The 14,789-nt window shown below is 47.1% G+C and carries 14 protein-coding genes; 7 read left to right on the forward strand and 7 right to left on the reverse strand.

Annotated elements, in window-relative coordinates; genetic code table 11:
* Positions 1-16 precede the first annotated feature (16 nt).
* From kdsA to K4H28_RS06280, 4 genes are all read left to right on the forward strand, one after another.
* A complete protein-coding gene (gene kdsA, locus K4H28_RS06265; protein WP_221007516.1) occupies positions 17-856 on the forward strand; it encodes a 3-deoxy-8-phosphooctulonate synthase in 840 nt (279 codons plus the stop codon).
* Positions 857-1,009: 153 nt separating this feature from the next.
* The gene (gene eno, locus K4H28_RS06270; protein ID WP_221007517.1) at positions 1,010-2,305 is read left to right on the forward strand and encodes a phosphopyruvate hydratase; all 1,296 of its coding nucleotides are present in this window, start codon (positions 1,010-1,012) and stop codon (positions 2,303-2,305) included.
* 108 nt (positions 2,306-2,413) lie between these two features.
* Complete coding sequence (gene ftsB, locus K4H28_RS06275) at positions 2,414-2,758, forward strand: cell division protein FtsB (protein ID WP_221007518.1); 345 nt, start codon at positions 2,414-2,416, stop codon at positions 2,756-2,758.
* A 93-nt stretch (positions 2,759-2,851) separates the two neighbouring features.
* Positions 2,852-4,336: an aminotransferase-like domain-containing protein gene (locus tag K4H28_RS06280; RefSeq protein ID WP_221007519.1), complete on the forward strand. Its 1,485-nt coding sequence runs from the start codon at positions 2,852-2,854 to the stop codon at positions 4,334-4,336.
* Here K4H28_RS06280 and K4H28_RS06285 read toward each other — a convergent pair.
* From K4H28_RS06285 to K4H28_RS06300, 4 genes are all read right to left on the reverse strand, one after another.
* A complete protein-coding gene (locus K4H28_RS06285; RefSeq protein ID WP_221007520.1) occupies positions 4,329-4,628 on the reverse strand; it encodes a hypothetical protein in 300 nt (99 codons plus the stop codon). The two genes, K4H28_RS06280 and K4H28_RS06285, sit on opposite strands and share 8 nt — an antisense overlap.
* 142 nt (positions 4,629-4,770) lie before the next feature.
* Positions 4,771-5,040 carry a DUF2917 domain-containing protein gene (locus K4H28_RS06290; protein WP_221007521.1) on the reverse strand — a complete coding sequence of 90 codons (270 nt, stop codon included), beginning with the start codon at positions 5,038-5,040 and terminating at the stop codon, positions 4,771-4,773.
* Between the two features lie 146 nt (positions 5,041-5,186).
* Positions 5,187-7,007 (reverse strand): FAD-dependent 5-carboxymethylaminomethyl-2-thiouridine(34) oxidoreductase MnmC1, encoded by a 1,821-nt coding sequence (mnmC1, locus tag K4H28_RS06295; protein WP_221007522.1) that lies wholly within the window; start codon positions 7,005-7,007, stop codon positions 5,187-5,189.
* A 39-nt stretch (positions 7,008-7,046) separates the two neighbouring features.
* On the reverse strand, positions 7,047-8,273 hold the full coding sequence (locus tag K4H28_RS06300) for an MFS transporter (RefSeq protein WP_221007523.1): 1,227 nt from the start codon (positions 8,271-8,273) through the stop codon (positions 7,047-7,049).
* 168 nt (positions 8,274-8,441) lie between these two features.
* Here K4H28_RS06300 and K4H28_RS06305 point away from each other — a divergent pair, with 168 nt between their 5' ends.
* Positions 8,442-8,753, forward strand: coding sequence for an HU family DNA-binding protein (locus tag K4H28_RS06305; RefSeq protein ID WP_221007524.1), 312 nt, complete (start codon positions 8,442-8,444; stop codon positions 8,751-8,753).
* A gap of 104 nt (positions 8,754-8,857) precedes the next feature.
* Here K4H28_RS06305 and lysS read toward each other — a convergent pair whose 3' ends face one another.
* From lysS to K4H28_RS06320, 3 genes are all read right to left on the reverse strand, one after another.
* Positions 8,858-10,372, reverse strand: a complete 1,515-nt coding sequence (lysS, locus tag K4H28_RS06310; RefSeq protein WP_221007525.1) for a lysine--tRNA ligase — start codon at positions 10,370-10,372, stop codon at positions 8,858-8,860.
* A gap of 66 nt (positions 10,373-10,438) precedes the next feature.
* Positions 10,439-11,542 (reverse strand): peptide chain release factor 2, encoded by a 1,104-nt coding sequence (gene prfB, locus K4H28_RS06315; protein WP_221007526.1) that lies wholly within the window; start codon positions 11,540-11,542, stop codon positions 10,439-10,441.
* A 215-nt stretch (positions 11,543-11,757) separates the two neighbouring features.
* On the reverse strand, positions 11,758-12,690 hold the full coding sequence (locus K4H28_RS06320) for a cation diffusion facilitator family transporter (protein WP_221007527.1): 933 nt from the start codon (positions 12,688-12,690) through the stop codon (positions 11,758-11,760).
* A 229-nt stretch (positions 12,691-12,919) separates the two neighbouring features.
* Between K4H28_RS06320 and K4H28_RS06325 the strand changes: the two genes are divergently transcribed.
* Together K4H28_RS06325 and K4H28_RS06330 are read left to right on the forward strand one after the other, a co-directional pair.
* Positions 12,920-14,143, forward strand: a complete 1,224-nt coding sequence (locus K4H28_RS06325) for a DEAD/DEAH box helicase (protein WP_221007528.1) — start codon at positions 12,920-12,922, stop codon at positions 14,141-14,143.
* Positions 14,144-14,176: 33 nt separating this feature from the next.
* Positions 14,177-14,776 carry a histidine phosphatase family protein gene (locus tag K4H28_RS06330; protein ID WP_221007529.1) on the forward strand — a complete coding sequence of 200 codons (600 nt, stop codon included), beginning with the start codon at positions 14,177-14,179 and terminating at the stop codon, positions 14,774-14,776.
* Positions 14,777-14,789 lie beyond the last annotated feature (13 nt).

Consider the following 14,789-nt stretch of genomic DNA (forward strand, 5'->3'; position numbering starts at 1 on the left):
GTACAAGGGGAATGGTGTGAAGTTATGTGGTTTTGAAGTTGGCATTGATCAGCCCTTTTTCCTCATCGCTGGCCCGTGTGTAATTGAAAGTGAGCAATTAGCAATTGATACTGCTGGTCTGCTAAAAGAAATAACGGCTGAACTTAGTATTCCGTTCATCTATAAATCTAGTTTTGACAAAGCCAATCGCTCCTCTGGTAAATCATTTCGTGGCTTAGGGATTGATAAAGGCTTAAAAATTCTGGACGAAGTACGCCGCCAATTGGGCGTTCCTGTTTTGACAGATATTCATACCGAGGCTGAAGCTGCAATTGCAGCCCAAGTTGTTGATGTTCTGCAAACGCCCGCATTTTTAGCGCGCCAAACTGATTTTATTCATGCGGTCTGCGCCACTGGCAAGCCAGTCAATATCAAAAAAGGCCAGTTTATGGCGCCTTGGGATATGAAAAATGTTGTTGAAAAAGCCAAAGAAGCCAATGGTGGGATCGACAATATTATGGTTTGTGATCGTGGTACATCATTTGGCTATAACACTTTGGTTAGCGATATGCGTGGCCTAGCCATCATGCGTGAAACCAACTGCCCTGTAGTGTTTGACGCTACGCATTCGGTACAACAGCCAGGCGGCTTGGGTGATAAATCGGGTGGGCAACGTGAATTTGTACCCGTGTTGGCGCGTGCAGCAATTGCTTCTGGTGTGGCGGGTGTGTTTATGGAAACACATCCGAATCCTGCCGAAGCAAAATCGGACGGCCCTAATGTGATGCCGATCGCACGAATGAAAGAAATGCTGACCGTACTCAAAGACATCGACCGTGTAGTTAAGGCACACTCGTTCATTGAACATTCATTGTAATCATTGTCGTGTAAAAGTTGTATGGCAAGCTGTTGAAGCCGCAGGCAGTATATTGAGTACGACAAGGTGAGACAACGTAGCAAGACAACTTTTGCTTTAACTACTTAATTTTATCGCAGTACTAATTCAACCGTTATAAGGGGTATAGAACCGATGAGCGCAATCGTTGAAGTGATCGCACGTGAAATTTTGGATTCACGTGGCAATCCAACTGTAGAAGCTGATGTACTTTTAGAATCAGGTGTAATGGGTCGTGCCGCTGTACCATCTGGCGCATCGACTGGCGAACGTGAAGCACTTGAATTGCGTGATGGCGATAAATCTCGCTATTTGGGCAAAGGCGTTTTGAAAGCCGTAGAAAACATCAATACAGAAATTTGCGAAGCCATCATTGGTCTTGATGCGGCGGATCAAACGTTTATCGATCAAACCATGCTGGATTTGGATGGTACAGAAGATAAATCAAAACTTGGTGCAAACGCGATCTTGGCGGTGTCAATGGCTGTAGCTAAAGCTGCTGCTGAAGAAGCTGGCTTACCATTGTATCGTTACATTGGTGGCTCAGGCCCTATGGCCTTGCCAGTACCAATGATGAACGTCATCAACGGTGGTGAGCACGCATCAAACAGCTTGGATTTCCAAGAATTGATGATTGTTCCAGTTGGCGCACCAACATTCCGTGAAGCATTGCGTTACGGTGCTGAAGTATTCCACAACTTGAAAAAAATCATGCACGACAAAGGCATGCCAACTCAAGTGGGTGACGAAGGTGGTTTTGCACCTGACGTTGCGGGTCCAGAAGAAGCACTTGACTTGATCATGGCTGCAATTGAAAAAGCAGGCTACAAAGCGGGTACTGATTTCCGTATTGCTTTGGATTGCGCAGCATCTGAATACTTTGATAAAGCCACTGGCAACTACGTATTCAAAAAATCAGGCGGCCGTACTTTCACCTCAGTTGAAATGGTTGATTACCTAGAAAGCTTGGTTAACAAATTCCCAATTATCTCCATTGAAGATGGTATGGGTGAGCGCGATTGGGATGGCTGGAAAGTACTGACTGATCGTTTGGGTAAAAAAGTACAGTTGGTTGGCGACGACTTGTTTGTTACTAACACCAAAATCTTGGCTGAAGGTATCAAAAAAGGCATTTGCAACTCGATCTTGATTAAAGTTAACCAAATTGGTTCTTTGACTGAGACTTTGGCTGCGGTTGAGTTGGCAAAACGCAGTGGCTACACTTCTGTGATGAGCCACCGCTCAGGTGAAACTGAAGACTCAACAATTGCAGATTTGGCAGTTGCAACAAACTGCATGCAAATCAAAACAGGTTCATTGAGCCGTTCTGATCGTATCGCTAAATACAACCAAATCTTGCGTATCGAAGAAGAATTGGGTGATGCAGCGGTTTACCCAGGTATCGACGCGTTTTATCAATTGAAAGGCTAATGTTGTTTTCTATGTTGCTGCGATTGCCTTGCATGCAACCTAGTTAACGTCTGTAGTAAGATATAAAACCGGGGCTTGCTCCGGTTTTATTTTATTGTTTGGAATGGTATGCGAATACTTGCGATTTTTTTGGCGGCAGTGATTGTTGCTTTACAGTGGCCATTATGGGTCGGCAAAGGAAGTTGGCTGCGCGTTTGGCAGCTTGATACGCAACTGAGCGAGCATCGTTCAGCAAACGCCAAATTAAAAGAACGTAATGATGCACTTGAAGCTGAGGTGCGTGACTTAAAAACGGGAACAGACGCGATTGAAGAGCGCGCTAGAAACGAGCTAGGTATGATTCGACACGAAGAAGTCTTTTTTCAGGTTTTGGATCACACGCCGTTAGCAGCCAGTCGGCCTACGCTGGCAGCCAGCACAGCTGCAGTTGCGGAAAAAAATTCAAAAAATTGATACGGTACAATTTTTTATAAATATTTAATTTTCAAATCTGTTTATTTGATTCGGACTCGGCTATAGTTTTCACTTGGCATAGAGGTCACTTAAATGGCAGATTTAGTTAGCTCAGAAAATCATCGCAAAAAGTCAGATACGCTGTATTACCAATTGGCCGAAGAGCTTGCACAGGCGATTCAAGCAGGTATTTTGCGCTCAGGTGAAAAGCTCCCTTCGATTCGCAGGCTTTCCTCGGAAAGACAGCTCAGTTTGTCGACCATCATGGAAGCCTACCGCGAGCTTGAAGATCGCGGTTTGGTGGAGGCAAGGCCACAGTCTGGATTTTATGTGCGTGCCATACGCCATTTGGCGTCGCCTGAGCTCACCAAGCCACCACAACGCCCCTCACAGGTGGTGATTGACCCCTTGCTAACGCCTAGTGCCTTATCGCACATTAACGATGTCAAAGTCGATTTTGGTTTGGCGATTCTATCGCCCAAGCTATTTCCAAATCAGCAGATCCAAAGAATCCTATCCCAAGTTACCCGGAACGATCCTGATATTATTGCCAACTACGGTGAGTCGCACGGTGACATTGAATTGCGTCGTCAAATAGCGAGGCGCTCTTTAACTTGGGGTGGGCAAGTCGAAGCTGACGATGTATTGATTACGCACGGAGCAATCGAAGGGCTTAATTTGTGCCTGCGCGCGGTGACCAAGCCGGGTGATGTGGTCGCAATTGAATCGCCAGCATATTTTGGACTCTTGCAGATTTTAGAAAGTTTTAAGCTGAAAGCGCTTGAGTTGCCGACGCACCCAAAAACCGGTATTTCTATTGAAGCGCTAGAGTTGGCTTCGCGCAATGGTGATATTAAAGCCTGTGTGTTGCTACCCAACTATTCGAATCCTTGCGGTAGTTTAATGCCCGATGACAACAAGCGACGTTTGGTTGAGTTGCTTGATAAGCGAAATATTCCACTGATTGAAGATGACATCTATGGTGAGTTTTATTATCAAGGTGACCGCCCAAGGCCTGCGAAAGCGTACGATCAAACGGGCAATGTGATGCTCATTGCTTCGTTTACAAAATTATTAGCCCCCGCATTTCGGATTGGTTGGGTGCTAGGTGGGCGTTGGCAAAAAGAAATAGAACAGCTCAAATTTATTAATACTTTTTCAACCTCTTTGGTTCTTCAGCGCACTATCGCGCACTTTTTAGAAAGCGGTGGCTACGATCATCATCTGCGTCGCTTGAGGAAAAATTGCGCCGAACAAGTGAATGATGCAGTCGATGCAATCCAGAGGTTTTTTCCTGCCGACACAAGGCTCACTGTGCCGCAGGGTGGCTATGTGCTTTGGGTGGAGCTCAATACCCAGATTGAGACGCTGCAATTGTTGCAGTTGGCTTTGGCTGAAGGCATTAGCTTCACCCCCGGCGTCATGTTTTCGCCTAGCCGCAGCTACCACAATTGTTTGCGAATTTGCTGTGGTGAGCCATGGACTGTTCGTCACGAAAAGGCGATTGAGCGTCTCGGCCTGCTTGCTCAGCAGTTGCTACAACAGTCGCAAACAAGCAGCATGGCAGAAATTACTTAACACTCACCGCATCGGTTGGCTGCAGCTGCCCAGACTCTACCGAAAGTGCCTGCACTTGCTGGATGCAGCTTTGCGGGCCATTGCCTTGAGCTTCAACGCAACCTGCCGAATAGGCCATAACGCACGGCGGCATTTGCTCTGTCTCATCAACCCAAAGTACGATCATGCGCTGGCCGCATAAGCTACCAAGGATGTCGTTCACATTGAGCAGGCCATCGATAAGCTCTGCGTGAGCAGCGCTAGGCATCATAAAGCCAGCGGCAATAAGGCTAACTAGGGATTTTCGGAGCATGATGCCCTCCCTTGGCGGGGCGGGGCATTCCGAATGAAATGCAATCTGCCTGCCGTAATACTAATATCGGCAGGCTAATGATTGAACTGCAACATCAGTTTGCTTTGGCGTTGTTTTTGACTGATAAGCGGTTAAATTGATTTTAATGCGCTGCGGCTAACTGTGATAAGCGGGCAGTGTGTTTTACTGGCGTCTTTTCAGTATTTGACGCCTTGAGGGTGTTGAAGTGACTATCTTGTAGGGCTTCTATTACGATGCGGTCGTTGCCACTGGCAAGGTATTTCTCTCCGCGCGCCAAAACAACGTCCTCACCATCATGACTGATCCAGAGTTGACCTGACTCACAGCGAATCCAGACTGGTGCAGAGACAAATGAATAAACCTCTGCAGCTTTAAGTTGACTGGTTTGCATGACGTTCTCTCATTAAGTTTTAAGCGATATACGAACTATACGTAAGGCGCGGCTAAATGATCAGATGCAAACTGTATTGTTATTTGTCATTCAATTTGAGTATTTCTGGAACTGTAACCCTTCAAAAATACTTCATCTGCATTGCTTTATGGTTTTTTCTGTGAGCTTAACTTCCTGAGTCGACGCAATACAAAGCGACTCGGGTCAATCGCGTTAATGAGGCTACGCTCAATACCTTGCGGCTCATTATTGAGTTGGCAAGCAAGTACTTCAGCGGAGAGTGCGTGCCAACTCAGACCTCGCGAACCAAAGCCTAAGATTGCAAACAGACCGGCAGATTTGGGAATATGAAACAGTTGATGGACGGAATGGCTGATCGGCTGGGTATCTGGTATTGCGCCTACCAAGGGTAATCGATCTGCCGAGTTAGGGCGTACGCATTGGCGAGTTTGTGCTCCTGATGTATTCAGCACCGCTGATGCGCCAATTAAGTTCGCCAAGTCATTTAAATTACTAGCCTCGACTTCCAATTCGTTGTCGTTGCTGCGAACTAAGTTGGCGCCAGCGCAGCGCCAACCATCAAATTCAGCGGTAAGGTAAGTGGCGCCTGAGATGCCCGTGCTCGTGGCATTGAGATGGTTTGCAGGTATGCGAGTTACGCTGCGCAGGCTGCTGCTCAGTGCTAAATCAGTGTTGGATAAGAGTCGTGCGGCATCGTGTGCGTTGGCCAAAATGAGTGTTTCTGTACTTGCGATGAGTTGGCCTTCACAATCGTACAAATGCCAAACTAATGCATTGCAATCAATGCGTTCAATATAGGTATTTAATGATTGATCAATATTGTCAATGCATTCATTGATATACCCATTGCACGAACTGGCTGGGTTGATCCACATACCTTGAGGGAACCACCAGCCTCCGAATTCGCATTCGATATTTAACTGCGACACCGCTTGTTGTACGCCTAGCCAACGAACCAATGTCTCAGGGAGTCGCTGTTCCTTAAGTATGGCTTGCATTAGTTCTGCCGCTTCACTGTCCTTGGCGATTTGAAAATGCCCTTCCATCCCAAAGTGCACAGGCTGTTTATGGTGAAGTAGCTCTTTGAGCTTTTGCTGGGTGGTAAAAAAACCTGCACGTGAAAGCCGAGCTTGGAAATTATCATCGAGACTAAAAGTAGGGTGGCACAAGCCAATATGATTGCCGGAAGCTTGGCTGGCGATCTGTGTCTGCGAATCAATCAACCGAATCTTCCAGTCGCGACGGGCTAGGGAATTTGCTAGCGCGCAACCGGCAATGCCTGCGCCGATAATGATGGCTTCTTTTGTGGTGGGGCATTGCAACTGAGTTCGAGGTGGTCTCTGGATCGTTGCAGTCAGAAACGCGCCTTGCGGTGTGCAGTGCCGATGCGGTAAAAAGCCCGTTTTTACGAGCAGGTCTTGGCTAGTTTGGCTGCTGCTTAGGCTCAGTATCGTGCTATCGGCTTGGCTGAGGCGATATATTTGCTTAAGTGTCTGTAAATGCAATTCATCGCATTCGTGATTTAGTATAAAAACGTTAATTGGGCCTGACACTTCGAATAGCTGGGATTCAAAATCACCCAGTACCAAGGTAAGCATTACTGTACTGTTTTTTAGATAAATCCTGTGAAAGCCTGCAATCGGCAGTGGCCATTTTTTCGATAGCTCAGCAATTAAAGAGTCTAATTCTGTTGAATCTTCGCTGCGTGTTTCGATAGTGCTTGTAAGTGGTGGACATGAAAAATTATTGGAAACAAAGCCAATGCAATGCAGCCTTTGGCTACGCTCAGCATCTTGTAGCCAACGTCGGCATAGATCAATAAAAGTTGCGCCTTGTTTGAAATCACTGAGCAGAATTGCAAAGCTATCTTTATTTGCCCATTGCTGGCCTATTGATTTGCCCAGTAGCTTAAAAGCGTTAATCAAATTTTCGCCTTCGATAGACATTTGCAATTCCATTGAGGGTTCTGTTGAGAGGTTGGCGCTTTACTGTGCTTCTTCGCCAAATTGCCCGCGCAAGAAGCGGCGGCGCGCCAATACTGCGGTGCATGCCCCAAGCAAGCAAACAACAACAAATCCGCCATTGCCCGCTAATTCATGCGCGATTTTAGATAGTTCGATCCCAACTGAGAAGATAATCATTACAATTATGCCCAGTGTGGCTGAAACAGTTCCTTTGCTTTGATCGCTGGCAAATAGAGCCAGTCTAAATTGCGCAGCATTAATGATGCCGATCCCAATCGCACCGATGGATAGTGAGGCAACCAACCATTGCCAAGCTTCCGGCTCATAAATCAAGTGCAGACTGAGCGCAAATCCCAGCATAAATGGAATTGAACCGAATTTGATAATTCGATAAATTGGCACGGTACCTACGATTTTCGCCAGAATGATATTGCCGAGAATCAGCCCTGCAAAAACGGGGATTTGCCAGTAACCGTAATCAATCGTAGAAAGGCCTGCATCCTGCATTAATATGATCGGCGCCAAAGCAATCCAAGCCAGCAAAGGCATCGACGTAAAGCCAATTGAAATCGCGCCCGCCATAAATCGTCGGTTGCGCAGTACCGCCATATAATCAGTGCGCAGACTATTTAGGTTTAATGGTGAGCTCAATTTGGGCGAGGTTTCAGGCATAAAGCGCCACAGACCTGCCGCAGCAATCGTCGCAATGATGGCTACAAAAATAAAGATCCATTCCCAGCCGGTGACTTGTAACACCATGGCGCCTGCTAAAGGGCCAATGAGCGGTGCGATCAGGGCGACATTGGCCATGAGGGCGGTAACGCGAATGGCGGTGGCTTCAACAAAACTTTCTTGAATTGCTGCGTAGCCCACTGCGCCAATAAAGCACATTCCGGTACCTTGCAAGAAACGAAAGAACAAAAACCATGAATAAGAGCGAACAAAAATAATTGCGATACAAGCAAAAATAAACAGCGCTACACCTACGAGCATGACCGGTTTGCGCCCAACTCGGTCTGAGAGCGGCCCCAGTATCCATTGCAGGCTTGCGCCACCCAAAAGGCATAAGGACATCGCCGATGGAATGTGGCTTGGATCGACGCTAAATAAATGCACGATGGTTGGCATGGCGGGCAAAATCATGTCGTTTGAAATGTAGGTGGCAAATTCAAACAGCACGAGTGCCAGTGGAAATAATAAAGTCAGTAAACTGAGCTGGCTGATGGGTTGAATACGTTGGCTTGGCATTGAGTTTCTCTTTGTGAGGTGCCATTTTCCGTGCTTTACGCATTAAATGCGAGGTAATAGTGCCGTTGGCATAAAAGGCTTTGTGTGCGCAAAGCGCAAGCTAATTTTTCTGGTCTACGGCATAATGTGGAATCAAATTTTTCTTGCGGCCATTTAAAGGTCTTTCTTATGAATAAAACTGAATTGATCTCCATCGTGCACAACCTAGTTGCGATTGATCACCCTGAAGTGTCGAAAAAAGCCGTGGCGGCGACACTAGAAACATTGTCTGACGTTATTTTGGCGACAGTGAGTGGTGGTGGTGAGGTGGTCTTGCCGAATGTGGCTAAGATCGCACTTAAATCACGCGATGCGCGTATGGGGCGCAATCCAAGGACTGGCGAAGCTGTACAGATTCCAGCAAAGCGCGTATTGAAGTTTACGCCGGCGAAGGCGTTGAAAGATGCGGTAGCTGAGCAAGACGCAAGCCAAGAAAAATAAACACCCATTCGATATGCAATAAAAAACCGGCCAAGGCCGGTTTTTTATTGTTAGGTATATGTAGCTAGCCATTATGAATAAACGGCTAGCCGACGATACATCGACTAGTCTTCGCGGCGCATTTGCGGGAACAAAATGACGTCACGAATGCTTGGTGAGTCAGTGAGTAGCATGACCAAGCGGTCGATACCAATGCCACATCCACCAGTTGGTGCCATGCCGTGCTCGAGAGCACGAACATAGTCTGCATCGTAATGCATCGCTTCATCATCACCTTTGTCTTTCAAATCTACTTGGGCTTGGAAGCGCGCGGCTTGATCTTCAGAGTCATTTAACTCCGAATAGCCATTGGCATGTTCACGACCCACAATAAACAATTCGAAACGCTCAGTTAAGCCTGCTTGTGTGTCGGATGCGCGTGCCAGTGGTGATACTTCGGCAGGATAGTCAACGATGAAAGTTGGCTCCCACAATTTGCCTTCGGTGTTTTCTTCAAACAAACTCAGTTGTAGGCCGCCGATACCATCTGTAAGAACAGGCTTACCACCAAGACGTGCGATTTCCGATTTAAGGAAGGCACGATCATTCAGTTGTTCGTCGGTGTATTCTGGGTTGTAATGCTTGATTGCACCGGCAATCGTAAATCGTGCAAATGGTTTTGAAAGATCAACCACTTTGCCTTGGTAGGTCACAACAGCATGGCCAGTCGCTTCAATCGCGCAGGCGCGGATAATACCTTCTGACATATCCATCATGCGCTGGTAATCGGCATATGCCTCGTAGAATTCGATCATCGTGAATTCTGGGTTGTGACGCGTGCTCATGCCTTCGTTACGGAATGAGCGGTTAATTTCAAATACGCGCTCAAGACCGCCAACAATAAGGCGTTTTAGGTACAGCTCCGGCGCAATCCGCAAATAAAGCGGCATATCCAGCGCATTGTGATGCGTCACGAATGGCTTGGCTGTCGCACCACCCGGAATGCTGTGCATCATCGGTGTTTCAACTTCGAGGTAGTTTTCACCCACCATAAATTCGCGCAAGCGTTGAATGATTTTTGAGCGTTTGATAAAAGTGCCGCGGCTCACGTCATTGGTAATCAAGTCCAAATGACGTTGTCGATAAATCTGCTCTTGATCAGCCATGCCGTGATGCTTGTCTGGGAGCGGGCGGAGTGATTTGGTTAGCAGGCGTAGTTCGGTAACATGAATCGACAATTCACCTGTTTTGGTCTTCATCAATGTGCCACGTGCAGCAACGATATCGCCCAAGTCCCAAGTTTTGAAATCATCGTAAACGGCTTCGCCAACGCTATTGCCGCTGATATAAAACTGAATGCGGCCCGCGTTGTCTTGAATTGTTGCGAAGCTGGCTTTACCCATTACGCGCTTGAGCATCATGCGGCCAGCTACCGAAACGCTGATCGCTTTGGCTTCGAGCTCGTCTTTTTCTAGCGCGTTGTACTGCTCATGCAGATCGCCAGATAAATGTTCGCGTTTAAAATCATTCGGGAAGGCGATGCCTTTGGCGCGAATCGCTGCCAATTTGGCGCGACGTTCAGCGATGATTTGATTTTCGTCGACTTGCACTTCAACTTCTTGGCTTTTCACTTCACTCATGATTTTTCCACTGATTACATTCAAAACAACGGGAAGCATAAGTCTATGCCTCCCGAGATTAAAAAATTACACGCCTTGCTTCAAGCTGGCCGCAATAAAGTTATCTAAGTCGCCATCCATGACGCCTTTGATGTTGCCGACTTCATAGCTCGTGCGTAGATCTTTGATGCGGCTTTGGTCAAACACGTAAGAGCGAATTTGATGGCCCCAGCCGATGTCTGATTTTGTTGCTTCGAGCGATTGCTGTGCTTCCATGCGTTTACGTAGTTCTAGCTCATAAAGTTTCGCGCGAAGCATTTTCCATGCCTCGTCACGATTTTTATGTTGAGATCGATCGTTTTGGCACTGCACTACTGTATTGGTCGGGATATGCGTCAAACGAACCGCAGAGTCAGTTTTATTAATATGCTGACCACCAGCGCCTGATGCACGATATGTATCGGTACGCACGTCAGATGGGTTAATGTCGATTTCGAAACTGTCATCGACTTCAGGGTAAACAAACACTGATGCGAATGAAGTGTGGCGGCGATTGTTTGAGTCGTACGGTGAGCAACGAACTAGGCGATGTACGCCAGTTTCGGTGCGCAAAAAGCCGTATGCGTAATCGCCAGTGAGTTTAATGGTCGCTTGGCTAATGCCGACGATGTCGCCGTCGGATTGCTCCATCACTTCAACTGAAAAACCTTTTCGCTCGCCGTAGCGAACGTACATACGCAGTAACATGCCCGCCCAATCTTGCGCCTCAGTTCCACCTGCACCCGATTGAATGTCGATAAAACACGGCATTGGGTCCATCGGATTATTAAACATCCGGCGGAATTCAAGTTTGGCGACTTCGGTTTCAAGCGCTACGTAGTCTTCGCTAATGACTTCTGCCGTACCGAAATCACCTTCTGCTTTGGCCATTTCAAATAGTTCAAGCGAATCCGTTACGCCGTCAGCAACACGATCCAGCACGAGGACGATATCCTCCAGCGCTTTGCGTTCGCGGCCAACTTCTTGTGCTTTTTTAGGGTCGTTCCAAGTTTCTGGTGCTTCAGAGAGTCGAACGACTTCTTCTAGTCGATCGACTTTACCTGGGTAGTCGAGGTAACGCTTGAGTTCTTCTGTGCGTGAACCTAGCTCTTTGAGCTGGTTTTCAATCTGATTAAGCTGTTCCGCTTCCATGCGATGAATCCGCGTCGGCCACTGCTATAAATGTAGAAATAATATAAATTAGGTTAAAAATTATATTAATCAACCACTTAATAGCAATGGCTATTGTTGGTAAAAGACGGCGATTGTAGCACCAATCAGGTCTTTTTGGATAGCGCAGGCAGCGCCCGCCCATAATCGATGCTTGTTGTTATTTAAATTTTCTCTGTTTTCGGCGGCAATTAAACCTATAGCCATCGTGGGTTGGCTGTAAATGAAATGCCGAGCCATGCATCTTCGAGTGGTAGGCCAATCTCTTGCCAAATCTTGCTTCGTAACAAATCAAGTTCATTAACACTGCTTACTGTAAAATCAGGGCCGACCATGATATTGATTTCAATCACATAAATACGTCCAGACTTGACGATGTGGCAGCTCGATTCGGCGATGTCATATTCAGCCTCTACTTTTTGCATAACTTCTGCCACGCGCAAAGTAATCTCATCACTCGGGTTGGTTATTACTAAGACTTCACGCATATTGGTATAAAAAGCTTTCATTGGCAGCGGCGCCAAGCACAAAGCTAAGATCGATAAAACTGCGCTATCCGCATAATTGGCCCACCAAGTTCGCGCGGGCTCTGGCAAAACCCAGATTAAGGCAAAACTTAAGCCAGTCACAACACTAAAGCTCATGCTAACCATCCACTCACGAGCATCGTTACGAATTAAATCTGAGTCACAGCGTTTTGCTACGCGCCGCTCATGTACCCATACCACAGCACAAACGACTGCACTGAGTAGGCTGTAAACAACAACTTCTGTAGCGTCTACGGGGTTGCCCTCGCTTGCCAAGCCGCGAAGTCCATTAAAAAACGCATAAATACAAACAATCATCAAGATCAAACTATTGAAGCTGTTTACTAGCGGCTCGATATGCGCGTAACCATATTGAAAATGGCGATCCGCGGGCTTTTCAACCACTTTGGCAGCTAGCAAATAGAGTCCTGAGCCCATTAAGCTAGTTAGCGCATAAAAACCATCCAGCATCACCGCATCTGATCCAATATAGAGACCGTAACCAATGCCGGCGATGGCTAGTGCGATGATGGTGTAAATGGAAATGCTTAGTGTGCGCTGCTCAAGGCGGTTTACCTGCTTGTTGCTCAATGTGCTGTTCATAAAACAAACCTTGCTGATGATCTTTTGGTACCCACTGTTTGCTGATTTTATTGCATCAGCCGTAGGCTTGTCGTAAAACAGGCTGCACTTGTTTCAATTGTGCAAAATGAATAACGATTAGGTTGACTGACAAATTGCCGATTAACTCAAGCTTTTCGATGTTTCTTATCGCCAAGTGTTGAGGCTTGGTATCATGCGGTATTGATGTTTTATTTGATTAAGGCTTTTCATGCCCTTTAGTGCTCTAGGTTTATCTTCCCTCGTTGTTGCCGCTGCCAATAAAAAACTCTACATCCAACCTACACCGATTCAATCCGCAGCGATTCCACTGATTTTGCGTGGTGATGATGTACTGGCGCAAGCGGCGACCGGATCAGGTAAAACGGCTGCGTTTGCTTTGCCTCTCTTGCAATTAGTACAGACGGCCCAGCGCAAGGTATTGATTTTGGTGCCAACACGTGAGCTCGCGGTGCAAGTGGGTGAAGAAATCAAGGGCTTAGTGAAGCATTTACCTGTGGCCATCAAAGTCGTTAGCGTATTTGGTGGTGTGTCGATCAATCCGCAAATGATGGCATTGCGTGGTCACGCTGATGTATTGGTAGCAACACCTGGTCGCTTATTAGACTTGATTAAGCAAAATGCCATCAAGCCAGAGAGCTTTAATACGCTTGTGCTGGATGAGGCGGATCGCTTGCTCGACATGGGCTTTAGCGATGAAATCAATCGAATCTTGGCGCTACTACCCGCGCAGCGGCAAAACCTATTTTTCTCTGCAACGTTTCCTGTCGATGTCAGTGCGCTGGCTGAAGGTATTTTGCAAAACCCAAGCAAAATTGTAATGGAAGTGAATGAGGCGAATACGCCCAATATTTTGCAGCGAGCGATTGCGGTCGATGAGTCCCGCCGTGCCGAATTATTGGCGCAAATGATCATCGATAGTGGTGAAGAGCGAGCCTTGGTGTTTGTTGCATCCAAGGTAATCACCGAACAACTTGCGCGCTATTTATCAAGCGCAGGCATTAAAGCAGCTCCATTTCACGGTGAATTTAGTCAAGGCCGTCGCAGCCAAGTATTGGCTGAGTTTAAATCCTCAAACCTCCAGGTTGTAGTCGCTACTGATCTGGCGGGGCGCGGAATTGATATTGATAATCTTCCATGCGTCATTAATTTTGATTTGCCTCGCTCGCCAGCTGATTACACGCATCGCATTGGCCGTACGGCACGTGCTGGCGGGAGCGGTGTGGCGATTAGCTTAGTTAGCGCAAGTAGCGAAGCCCATTTTCGCTTGTTAGAAAATCGTCTCAAAATGCGTGTGCCGCGCGAGCAAATTGCAGGTTTTGAGCCGCAAGAGGTTGTCACGACAACAGAGCAAGGTACAGGTGGCATCAAAAGTCATCGAATGAGCAAAAAAGACAAGTTACGCGCTGCTGCGGCACAAAAACAAGACGAATAAACGTTAGAGTGAATGCAAAGAAAGGGTAGATGAATGCCTAAAGAAATCTATTTGTTACGTCACGGGCAAACCGAATTTAATTTAGAGCGCCGCATGCAGGGCCATTGTGATTCACCACTTACTGAGCTTGGCGAATCTCAAGCTCGCGCCATGGGTGCCACGCTCGGTGAATTATTGAGTGACCCAAGCGAGTGGCAAGTGCTGGTAAGCCCTTTGGGGCGAGCGCAGCAAACGGCGAAATTGTTGATGAATGAATTGGGTCTGCCAGCCAGTCATCTTCATATTGATCCACGCCTGATTGAAGTTGCATTCGGCGACTGGGAAAAGCAGCAGGTGATGACTTTGTTTGCAAAATACCCTGACTTGGCTGAGCAAGCGGATTGGTATTTTAATGCCCCCGGTTGCGAGCAGTTGGCAGACGTAACATCACGTTTAACGCAATGGCTATCAGACCCCAAGCTACCACCTCGCATCATTGTGGTTGCACATGGTTTGTTGGGGCGTATTCTGCGCGGATTGTACGCTGGGATGTCGCCACAAGCGATGTGGCAACAAGATATGCCGCAAGACGCCTTTTTTTACCTAAAAGACGGCGCATTGACACGCATTGAGTGTGTGCAATACGCCGATTAAGAAATCGTGCTGT

Origin of the sequence: Deefgea tanakiae (assembly GCF_019665765.1) — a bacterium.
In the GTDB taxonomy this organism is placed as follows: domain Bacteria; phylum Pseudomonadota; class Gammaproteobacteria; order Burkholderiales; family Chitinibacteraceae; genus Deefgea; species Deefgea tanakiae.

What these genes read in the sequence shown, in the direction of transcription:
- eno (WP_221007517.1), top strand. Translation starts at nt 1,010, where the DNA reads ATGAGCGCAATCGTTGAAGTGATCGCACGTGAAATTTTGGATTCACGT.
- ftsB (WP_221007518.1), top strand. Translation starts at nt 2,414, where the DNA reads ATGCGAATACTTGCGATTTTTTTGGCGGCAGTGATTGTTGCTTTACAG.
- K4H28_RS06280 (WP_221007519.1), top strand. Translation starts at nt 2,852, where the DNA reads ATGGCAGATTTAGTTAGCTCAGAAAATCATCGCAAAAAGTCAGATACG.
- K4H28_RS06285 (WP_221007520.1), bottom strand. Translation starts at nt 4,628, where the DNA reads ATGCTCCGAAAATCCCTAGTTAGCCTTATTGCCGCTGGCTTTATGATG.
- K4H28_RS06290 (WP_221007521.1), bottom strand. Translation starts at nt 5,040, where the DNA reads ATGCAAACCAGTCAACTTAAAGCTGCAGAGGTTTATTCATTTGTCTCT.
- mnmC1 (WP_221007522.1), bottom strand. Translation starts at nt 7,007, where the DNA reads ATGTCTATCGAAGGCGAAAATTTGATTAACGCTTTTAAGCTACTGGGC.
- K4H28_RS06300 (WP_221007523.1), bottom strand. Translation starts at nt 8,273, where the DNA reads ATGCCAAGCCAACGTATTCAACCCATCAGCCAGCTCAGTTTACTGACT.
- K4H28_RS06305 (WP_221007524.1), top strand. Translation starts at nt 8,442, where the DNA reads ATGAATAAAACTGAATTGATCTCCATCGTGCACAACCTAGTTGCGATT.
- lysS (WP_221007525.1), bottom strand. Translation starts at nt 10,372, where the DNA reads ATGAGTGAAGTGAAAAGCCAAGAAGTTGAAGTGCAAGTCGACGAAAAT.
- prfB (WP_221007526.1), bottom strand. Translation starts at nt 11,542, where the DNA reads ATGGAAGCGGAACAGCTTAATCAGATTGAAAACCAGCTCAAAGAGCTA.
- K4H28_RS06320 (WP_221007527.1), bottom strand. Translation starts at nt 12,690, where the DNA reads ATGAACAGCACATTGAGCAACAAGCAGGTAAACCGCCTTGAGCAGCGC.
- K4H28_RS06325 (WP_221007528.1), top strand. Translation starts at nt 12,920, where the DNA reads ATGCCCTTTAGTGCTCTAGGTTTATCTTCCCTCGTTGTTGCCGCTGCC.
- K4H28_RS06330 (WP_221007529.1), top strand. Translation starts at nt 14,177, where the DNA reads ATGCCTAAAGAAATCTATTTGTTACGTCACGGGCAAACCGAATTTAAT.